Below are 1,535 nucleotides of genomic sequence, written 5' to 3'. Positions count from 1 at the left end.
TTGGCAGCGGCGATCCCTTGTCGGGCGGCCCGGCGCTCATAGCGCCCCGAGGCCAGGCCGGCACCGAGGCTGGCGACGGCCAACGTCGGTGAGCACGATGAGCATCATCAGTAGAAATGGCTACCGCCATGGCACGCCAAACGTTGACCGTGCCATGGGGCACCGGCCCTAAAGGCCGGTGACGATCGTGCTTGGGGGGATCGAGCGAAGCCGTCGCTCAATGGTATTCGTAGTGGCCGTCGCTGCCCTGCGCTTCCAGGCCGTGGTAACTGGGGCGGTAGCTGTTGTGTTCTTCCTGCCACTGGCGGGACAGTGAAACCGCTTCGTCGATCTGTTCCTGAGTCATCTGTTCCGCCAGCTCTGCCTTCTTACCGGAAGACGCCGTGCCGCCGAGGTCGTACATCATGTAGGCGCGGACGAGGTCTTTATCGGTGCCTATGCCTTGGGCGTAGAAGTCGCCGGCAACTCCAAATGATGTAGCGGCTTCTTCATCTACGGCTTTATTTATCCAATAAAAGGCTTTTTCTTGATCCTCTTCCAACCCTCGACCATTTAAATACAACTGAGACAGGTTAAGCATAGATAAACCATCACCGGAATTCGCAGCTTTAGAAAACCAGTACGCGGCTTTTTCGTAGTCTTTTACCTCCGCATGCCCTCTGGAAAAATAGTATATTTTCGCCAGCTCTACTTGCGCTTTTAAATAGCCAGCCTCGCCGGCTTCCGACATCATGCGAATACCTTTTTCCACATCTTCATCTACACCGTAACCATTAAAATACATCAAGCCGGCATAAAACCCTCCTGGCTTATAGCCTTGCTCGTAAGCCCGATCAAAAAGGTCACATGCTCTCCTTATATTTTTGTCTAGACCCTTGCTTCCACGAAAGTAAGCCATTGCCAGCGTATAGCTAGATTCACCGTCGCCGCCCTGAGACTCGTTCTCCAAACTTTCTATCTCATGAGAATTCACATCGTCCGAGCGGGTTTCGGTAATCGCAAAACAGCTTACTACAAGGAAAAAAACAAAAATAGTCGCCATTATTTTTTTCGACAGCATAGATCACCCCTAATCTACTGACACACTAAACTCGTCTCGAGACCCAGAATCTACGCGCTCGCCAACTAGCACCATCCGAACCACAAATGTGTCAGGAAAGCCTAAAAGGTCACAGGATATAGCCAACTCACCTTGTCCTGAGTCATAGTCAGGATATAGAACCCCATCATCATTAGGTGCTTTAGATTCACTTTCTCGAATTTCATCTGCCACAGTTGAGTCTGGCGGTGTAACCGAACTATCTTCTTGCCGATGCTCGATGATTTTTACCTTTTTCAACAGCTCGGTCATGCCATCGCTGACCTGTAAAAAATCAACCTCTAGAAAAGATGTCTCCAGCTTTGGCACCAGCAACTTTATCCTAGCTGTATAAGGCTTTTCCCCACGGCTTCTTCCTTCTATTTGAGCCGCCACACCGCGCGCGCCAGTCTGCTCTAATTTTCCCCACCGCTGAATCACATCGATATCTACCGAG

2 protein-coding genes are annotated in these 1,535 nt (G+C 50.7%); both read right to left on the bottom strand.

Annotated elements, in window-relative coordinates:
- Window positions 1-217: 217 nt before the first annotated feature.
- A complete protein-coding gene (locus DOM41_RS17080; protein ID WP_110688064.1) occupies window positions 218-1,060 on the bottom strand; it encodes a tetratricopeptide repeat protein in 843 nt (280 codons plus the stop codon).
- Between the two features lie 9 nt (window positions 1,061-1,069).
- The coding region (locus DOM41_RS17600; RefSeq protein ID WP_157956971.1) for a hypothetical protein at window positions 1,070-1,535 on the bottom strand (466 nt) is incomplete at its 5' end.

Origin of the sequence: Salinicola aestuarinus, from assembly GCF_003206645.1 — a bacterium.
Classification (GTDB): domain Bacteria; phylum Pseudomonadota; class Gammaproteobacteria; order Pseudomonadales; family Halomonadaceae; genus Salinicola; species Salinicola aestuarinus.
Note: the sequence above shows the minus strand (reverse complement) of the source record. Positions and strands in the feature narration are given on the sequence as shown.

Excerpts from the sequence above, each read along its gene's own strand:
- DOM41_RS17080 (WP_110688064.1), bottom strand. The coding sequence starts at position 1,060 with ATGCTGTCGAAAAAAATAATGGCGACTATTTTTGTTTTTTTCCTTGTA.